General features: G+C 71.5%; 5 protein-coding genes and 2 pseudogenes. 5 read left to right on the top strand and 2 right to left on the bottom strand.

All coding sequences use genetic code 11. From position 1 onward, the window contains the following. Nucleotides 1-135: pseudogene (locus C1I99_RS34260) on the top strand (ATP-binding cassette domain-containing protein); the annotation flags it as partial. Here the strand turns inward: C1I99_RS34260 and C1I99_RS27295 are convergent. Next, a pseudogene (locus tag C1I99_RS27295) lies at nt 107-1,345 on the bottom strand (C40 family peptidase); the annotation flags it as partial. The pseudogenes C1I99_RS34260 and C1I99_RS27295 sit on opposite strands and share 29 nt — an antisense overlap. A gap of 238 nt (nt 1,346-1,583) precedes the next feature. Between C1I99_RS27295 and mqnE the strand changes: the two are divergent. Genes mqnE through C1I99_RS27310 form a run of 3 tightly spaced genes read left to right on the top strand, consistent with a single transcriptional unit; the run spans nt 1,584 to nt 3,524 of the window. Further along, nucleotides 1,584-2,753: an aminofutalosine synthase MqnE gene (gene mqnE, locus C1I99_RS27300; protein ID WP_111137083.1), complete on the top strand. Its 1,170-nt coding sequence runs from the start codon at nt 1,584-1,586 to the stop codon at nt 2,751-2,753. Between the two features lie 23 nt (nt 2,754-2,776). Then, nucleotides 2,777-3,199: a hypothetical protein gene (locus C1I99_RS27305; protein ID WP_111137084.1), complete on the top strand. Its 423-nt coding sequence runs from the start codon at nt 2,777-2,779 to the stop codon at nt 3,197-3,199. A 43-nt stretch (nt 3,200-3,242) separates the two neighbouring features. Beyond that, nucleotides 3,243-3,524, top strand: coding sequence for a DUF4229 domain-containing protein (locus tag C1I99_RS27310; RefSeq protein ID WP_111137085.1), 282 nt, complete (start codon nt 3,243-3,245; stop codon nt 3,522-3,524). A 92-nt stretch (nt 3,525-3,616) separates the two neighbouring features. Here the strand turns inward: C1I99_RS27310 and C1I99_RS27315 are convergent, their stop codons facing one another. Continuing rightward, complete coding sequence (locus tag C1I99_RS27315) at nt 3,617-4,969, bottom strand: C39 family peptidase (RefSeq protein ID WP_111137086.1); 1,353 nt, start codon at nt 4,967-4,969, stop codon at nt 3,617-3,619. A gap of 208 nt (nt 4,970-5,177) precedes the next feature. Between C1I99_RS27315 and C1I99_RS27320 the strand changes: the two genes are divergently transcribed. Further along, nucleotides 5,178-7,055, top strand: coding sequence for a M14 family metallopeptidase (locus C1I99_RS27320; RefSeq protein ID WP_111137087.1), 1,878 nt, complete (start codon nt 5,178-5,180; stop codon nt 7,053-7,055). The last annotated feature ends 30 nt before the right edge of the window (nt 7,056-7,085 follow it).

Below are 7,085 nucleotides of genomic sequence, written 5' to 3' on the forward strand. Positions count from 1 at the left end.
CGGGCCGCCCGCCGGGGCGACCGGGTCGAGGAGGTGCTCACCCTGGTCGGGCTGGCCGGGTACGGCGACCGGATGCCGCATCAGCTCTCCGGCGGCCAGCAGCAGCGGGTGGCGGTGGCCCGGGCGCGGGCACCGCCCCGACCACCCGGGTGGCCGCGTAGAGCCGGGACCACCGCACCGTCGAGATCTTGACCACGTCGCCGGTGGTCGGCGCGTGGATCATCTTCCCGCCGCCGACGTACATCCCGACGTGGTGGATGGTCGTCCAGCTGGTGCCCGAGGCGAAGAAGAGCAGGTCGCCCGGGAGCAGTGCCGTGCGCGCCACGGTCCGGGATCGGGTGGCGTAGTACTGGTCACGGGAGACCCGGGGCAGGTCGAAGTAGTCGGCGCCCTTCGACCGGTAGGCGGCCCACATCAGGCCGGAGCAGTCGAACCTGTCCGGCCCTTCGGCGGCCCACAGGTAGGGGTCGCCGAGCTGGGCCTTGGCGTACGCGACCGCGGCCAGCGCGCGGGGGTGCGCGGCCAGCCCGTTGGCGGTCTCGTTGCCGAGGTAGCCGGCGCCGAGGCGCTGCTCGGCGGCCTCCTGTTGGCGCTCGATCTCGATGAGCTGGGCGGTGTTGTCCCGGCGGAGCTTGACCAGCTTCGCCTCTTCGTCGCGCAGGGCCTTCTCGCCGGCGGCGTACTCATCGCGGGCGCCCTTCAGCCGCGCCTCGGCCGCCACCAGCGCCTGGTAGGCCACCTGCTCGCCGGTGCTGGCCCGGGACAGCTCGCCGGCCGCGGCGGTGGTGACGCCCTCGACCTTCTCGCCGCGGGTGATCCGCTGGAGCCGGCTGAGCCCCTGGATGTCGTCGGCGAAGTCGCCGGGCGGCAGTGCCGCGGCCTCCTTCAGCGCGCCCGCGGCGGCCGCATCGGCGCCCTCCTGCGCGCGGGCCAGCGCGTCCCGGGCGAGCCCGAGATCCCGCTCGGCGGTGACCAGCTGGGTCTCGGCCTCGGCGCGCTTCTGCCGCAGCAGCAGTAACTGATCGCCGAGCTGCCCGACCCGCGCCTCCAAGGCGTAGATCTGGGCGGCGAGTGGACCGGTGCCGAGGTTGGCCACGGGGGCGCCGCCGACACCCGGGCCGCCGACCGCGGGCGCGCCGCCGGGCAGCACCAGGGTGCCGATCGTGCTTGGCCGGACGCCGCTGTCCGGAACGCTGGTGGGCAGCGCCGGATCGGCGTACGCGGGGGTGGCCAGGGCCGCGGCGGCGACGGCGCCGAGCAGGGCGGACCAGAGCATCGGGCGAAGCACCGGCGAGATCACCGGGCTCCGTCGTCGCTGCCATCGCCCGTGCCCGCTGTCGACCATTCCGCTCCCCGTCCGGTGCTGCTGTGCCGCGGTGGTGGGCGCGGCCGGGAGGACGCTACCAGTGTGTGTCGCGCCCCACCCTGTCTTACCGCACCGAGCCAGCCATGTCGATGCGTCGTCAGGTAACAGCAGGCTGAGAGTTGGGTGCGTGGGTCGTCGGGGCGGACCGTGCTGCCGGGGGGTCGGACGGCCGACGTAGGCTCGATCGGGACCGCAGGTGGAAGGGACGTGGCTTTCGATGGACGCCGGACTCAAGCGTGAGCTCGAAGCGAAGGTGTACGCCGGCGAGCGGCTGACCCGGGAGGACGGCATCGCCCTCTACGACAGCGACGACCTGGCCTGGCTGGGGCGGCTCGCGCACCACCGGCGCACCGAGCTCAACGGCGACCGGGTGATGTTCAACGTCAACCGGCACCTGAACCTGACCAACGTCTGTTCCGCCTCGTGCGCGTACTGCTCGTTCCAGCGCAAGCCGGGTGAGAAGGACGCCTACACGATGCGGATCGACGAGGCCGTCCGCAAGGCCAAGGAGATGGAGGACGAGCAGCTCACGGAGCTGCACATCGTCAACGGCCTGCATCCGACGCTGCCCTGGCGCTACTACCCGAAGGTGCTGCGCGAGCTGAAGGCGGCGCTGCCGAAGGTCAAGCTCAAGGCGTTCACCGCCACCGAGGTGCAGTGGTTCGAGAAGATCAGCGGTCTGGGCGCCGACCAGATCCTCGACGAGTTGATGGACGCCGGCCTGGAGTCGCTGACCGGCGGTGGCGCGGAGATCTTCGACTGGGAGGTCCGCCAGCACATCGTGGACCACGCCTGCCACTGGGAGGACTGGTCGCGGATCCACCGGCTGGCGCACAGCAAGGGCATGAAGACGCCGTCGACCATGCTGTACGGGCACATCGAGGAGCCCCGGCACCGGGTCGACCACGTGCTGCGGCTGCGCGAACTGCAGGACGAGACCGGCGGTTTCCTGGTCTTCATCCCGCTGCGCTACCAGCACGACTTCGTCGACTCGGCGGACGGCAAGATCCGTAACCGGATCCAGGCGCGGACCACGATGGCGTCCCCCGCCGAGTCGTTGAAGACCTTCGCCGTCTCCCGGCTGCTCTTCGACAACGTCCCGCACGTGAAGTGCTTCTGGGTGATGCACGGGCTCTCGGTGGCCCAGCTGTCGCTCAACTTCGGCGTGGACGACCTGGACGGCTCGGTCGTCGAGTACAAGATCACGCACGACGCCGACGCGTACGGCACTCCGAACACCATGCACCGGGACGACCTGCTGCACCTGATCTGGGACGCCGGTTTCCGACCGGTCGAGCGCAACACCCGCTACGAGGTGGTCCGTGAGTACGACGCGGCGCCGACGCTGGCCGAGCGCCGCGCCGAGCCGCAGCAGGTCTGGGCCTGACCGGCGCGTACCCTCGTAGGGCCATGACCGAGCAGCAGAGCGGCTTCCCCCGGCGCGACGCCGAGGGGCGCGTCGTCACCCTGGGCGACCTGCTCGGGGTGAGCCTGGCCGGGCTGGTCGTCGGCCTGTTCGCGGTGCTGCTCTTCGACTGGGCGTTCGCCTCGTTCGGCGCCGGCGAGTTCGGCCGGGCCAACGGCTGGCTCGCGGTGATCCTGCCGGCGTGGCTCTACTGGGAGGACTTCCGGGCCTGGGAGTTCGGCGCCGCGCGGGTGGTGGCGGCGCTGGTGGCCGGCGCGGTTTCGGTGGTCGCCGGGCTCGTGGTGGCCGGTCTGGCCGCCGGCCTGCCGTCCCTGCTCTCCGGGGGGCTGGGGGCGGCGGCCTTCACCCTCGGGTACGCGGTGGTCTGGTTCCACGGCGTCCGCTGGCTGGCCCGGCGGACGGGCTGAGGCTTCCGCCGGATCGCCCGGCGGCGGAGAACGGAGTGGGAACGTGAGCGCGGCGGTCAAGTACACGCTGGGCCGGATCGGGCTGTTCGTCGTCGTGGTGGCGGCCCTCTGGCCGATCGACATGAACATCTTCCTGAAGCTGATGCTGGCGTTGGCCTTCTCCGCCGCGCTCTCCTTCTTCCTGCTCAGGGGCTGGCGGGACGAGATGGCCGAGGAGATGGCCGCCGCCGCCGAGCGCCGCCGCGCCGACCGGGAGCGCCTGCGCTCCGCCCTCGCCGGCGACGATGAGCAGCGGCCCGACGACAACCCCGACCCGACGCGGTGATCAGGAGGTCTGCGCCACCGGGCGGACCCGGGAGGACGCAGACCTCCTGATCAACAACCTCGGGCCGGGCCCGAGGGTGGGCCCGGGGCGGGTCACCAGTTGGTGGAGCCGGGGACGTGGGGCCAGGGGAGGCGTTCGGGCTTGATCAGGTAGACGACGCCGCCGGAGCCGCCGGACACCCGGCCGTTGGCGTTGATCCGCTTGGTCCGTAGCCAGATCTGCTCGAACTGCTCCCGCGGGTAGACGTTGCGCACCACGTCGTTGCTGGACGAGGCGGGGTCGTTGACGATGACGTCGCCGTCGGCGGTGAAGCCGACCACCACGAACAGGTGCCCCGAGGTGCCGTAACCCGCCCCGTCCAGCTCACTGGCCAGGAAGGACTGGCTGGTCACCACCGGGATGCCGGCGGCGATGAAGCGCTCCAGCTCGTCCAGTGAGTGCAGCCGGGTGACCCGCGCCTCCAGGCCGGGGAAGCTGGCGGCGTACGCGGTGTTGAACGGCCAGTTGCCGGCGCCGTCGTAGGTGTAGTCGTAGACCATCCGGGCGGCGTGGTTGACCGTCGGGTCGGGGTAGGTCGGGTCCACCCAGGCGGTGTCCTCCTCGGACGCCCGCCGGCCCCAGTACTCGATCACCATCGTGGTGGAGGTGGGGGAGCACCAGGCCTGTCCGCCGCCGTCGTACTCGGGGTAGTGGCCGGTGTGGACGTTCTGCGAGTAGCGGGGCACCGGCAGCTCCACGCCCCAGGCGATCCCGCCGGCGCTGGGTTCGACGGTGAACCGGTCCGGCACGGTCGAGCTCATCGCGCCCAGCGTGTGGACCACCGGCGCGGCCCGCTGGCCGGGGGCGCGGTAGAGGGTGAGCCGCAGCTGGTAGGCCCGCAGCAGCACTCCGGCCGCGGCGTCGTCGATGCTGAAGGTGTCGGTCCAGATGGTCGACCAGGGGTCGCCCTGCCGGTTCACGCTGGTCCGCTTGATGTCGGCGTCTCCCTCGGCCCACCGCCCCATGACGTACCACGGGGTCTGGCCGCCGGTGTTGTACGTGCCCTGCATCTCGACCTGGATCCAGGTGCCGGCCGGGGTGTCCGCGTTCCAGGACGCGATCAGCTCGGTGGCGTCGAATCCGACCCGGGTGACCTGGGAGGTCCAGGTGGCGTACTCCCAGCTCCTGGTCCGGCCGGTGTGCGGGTCGGCGTAGTCGGTGGTGCCGAGCGGCCGGGCCAGGGTGAGGCCCGGTCGGGCGCCGGGTACCGCCCGGGTGCCGGCGTGGTTGCCCTGCCGCCAGTCGGGGTACCGCGACCAGTCCTGGAAGGTGATCTGTTCGTCGTGGACCACTGGTCGGGTGGCCGCCGCGACCGGCGTGGCGGCGCCGGCGGGTGTCGTCGTGCCGAGCAGGGTGAGCGCGGTGGCGGCAGCGAGGGCGGCCGTGCGCAGGCGTGGTCCGGTCATGGGTCCTCCGCGGGGTACGGGCGGATCGTTGCCGGTCAGTCTCGCGCTCGGAGGGAACTTTCGCTATAGGTCGACGAATGGAAAATCCTTGCCGGTGTGAGGATCCGGCTGGCATGGGCAAAACAGTGACGAATATTGATATGACCATGTGATCGGTGGTGGAGTGTCCTCCACCGTGCGGGATCTCCCGCCCTCCGAGGAGGTTTCCATGGCCTTCCGCACCCTCGCCTTCCGCCGCCACCTGGCGCTCGTGGTCGCCGCCGGGCTCGGCCTGCTCGCCGTCGCCGCCGGGCCGGTATCCGCCCGGTCGGCCCCGGACCGCTCCGCCGAGCCGGCCACCGTGCCGTACCGGGTGCTTGGTCCGCGCACACTGGCCGACCGCAGCGCGGTCGCCGCCACCGGCGCCTCGATCGACTATTCCGAACACGGGGTGCTGCACGTCTCTGCCACCCGCGCCGAGGCGACCGCGATCACCCGGCTCGGCTTCCGGCTGGAGCCGGTCGCCGCGCTGCCCACCGACCGGGGCAACACCGCCGGCGACGTCGGCACCTACGCCTTCCCGCCGGCCGACTCGAACTACCACGACTACGCCGAGCTGACCGCCGTGGTGAACAAGGTGGTCGCCGACCACCCCGCCATCGCGCGCAAGATCAGCATCGGGACGTCGCACGAGGGCCGCGACCTGATGGCGGTGAAGATCTCCGACAACGTCGGCACGGACGAGAGCGAGCCGGAGGTCCTGTTCAACGCGCAGCAGCACGCGCGCGAGCACCTGACCGTCGAGATGGCCATCTACCTGCTCAACCTCTTCACCGACAGTTACGGCACCGATTCCCGGGTGACCAACATCGTCAACACCCGGGAACTGTGGATCGTGCCGACGGTCAACCCGGACGGCAGCGAGTACGACATCGCCACCGGCTCGTACCGGTCCTGGCGCAAGAACCGGCAGCCCAACAGCGGCTCGTCGTACGTCGGCACCGACCTGAACCGCAACTGGTCCTACCAGTGGGGCTGCTGCGGCGGCTCGTCCGGCTTCACGTCGTCGGACACCTACCGCGGCCCGTCGGCCTTCTCCGCGCCGGAGACCCGGGCGCTGCGCGACTTCGTCAACAGCCGGGTGGTCGGCGGCACGCAGCAGATCAAGGCCAACATCGACTTCCACACCTACTCGGAGCTGGTGCTCTGGCCGTTCGGCTACACCTACAGCAACACCACCACCGGGATGACCGCCGACGAGTACAACACCTTCGCCACCATCGGCCAGCAGATGGCGGCCACCAACGGGTTCACCCCGCAGCAGTCCAGTGACCTCTACATCACCGACGGCGACAGCATCGACTGGATGTGGGGGGTGCACGACATCTGGGCGTACACCTTCGAGCTGTACCCGGGCTCGGCCACCGGTGGCGGCTTCTACCCGCCCGACGAGGTGATCCCCCAGCAGACCTCCCGTAACCGGGAGGCGGTGCTGATCCTCAGCGAGTACGCCGACTGCCCGTACCGGGCGATCGGCAAGCAGGCGCAGTACTGCGGCGCCGGTGGCGGCACCACGGTCTGGTCCGACACCTTCGAGACAGCGACCGGCTGGACGACCAACCCGAACGGCACCGACACCGCGACCACCGGGATGTGGGAGCGGGGCGCCGCCGAGGCGACCAACTCCAGCGGGGCCAAGCAGCTCACCCCGTACGCCGGCAGCAACGACCTGGTCACCGGCCGGCTCGCCGGCACCGGGGCGGGTGCCCACGACATCGACGGTGGGGTGACCAGCGCCCGGTCCCCGGCGGTGACCCTGCCGTCGACCGGCACCCTGACCCTGTCGCTGGCCTGGTACCTGGCCCACGGCTCGAACTCGTCCTCCGCGGACTACCTCCGGGTCAGCCTGGTGCACAACGGCGGCACCACCGCCCTGCTCACCCAGGCCGGCGCGGCGACCGACCGGGACGCCGCCTGGCAGGTGTCGACCCTGAACCTCACCCCGTACGCCGGGCAGTCGGTGCGGATTCTCGTCGAGGCGGCGGACGCCTCGGGCGCCAGCCTGGTCGAGGCGGCTGTGGACAACGTCACCATCACCAGTTCCTGATCCGGGCGGGGCCCCGTCCCGCCCCCGGCG

It is taken from the genome of Micromonospora deserti (genome assembly GCF_003236335.1).
GTDB lineage: Bacteria > Actinomycetota > Actinomycetes > Mycobacteriales > Micromonosporaceae > Micromonospora > Micromonospora deserti.

Bases quoted from the DNA above. Each gene is read 5' to 3' on its own strand.
- mqnE (WP_111137083.1), top strand. From the start codon at position 1,584: ATGGACGCCGGACTCAAGCGTGAGCTCGAAGCGAAGGTGTACGCCGGC.
- C1I99_RS27305 (WP_111137084.1), top strand. From the start codon at position 2,777: ATGACCGAGCAGCAGAGCGGCTTCCCCCGGCGCGACGCCGAGGGGCGC.
- C1I99_RS27320 (WP_111137087.1), top strand. From the start codon at position 5,178: ATGGCCTTCCGCACCCTCGCCTTCCGCCGCCACCTGGCGCTCGTGGTC.
- C1I99_RS27315 (WP_111137086.1), bottom strand. From the start codon at position 4,969: ATGACCGGACCACGCCTGCGCACGGCCGCCCTCGCTGCCGCCACCGCG.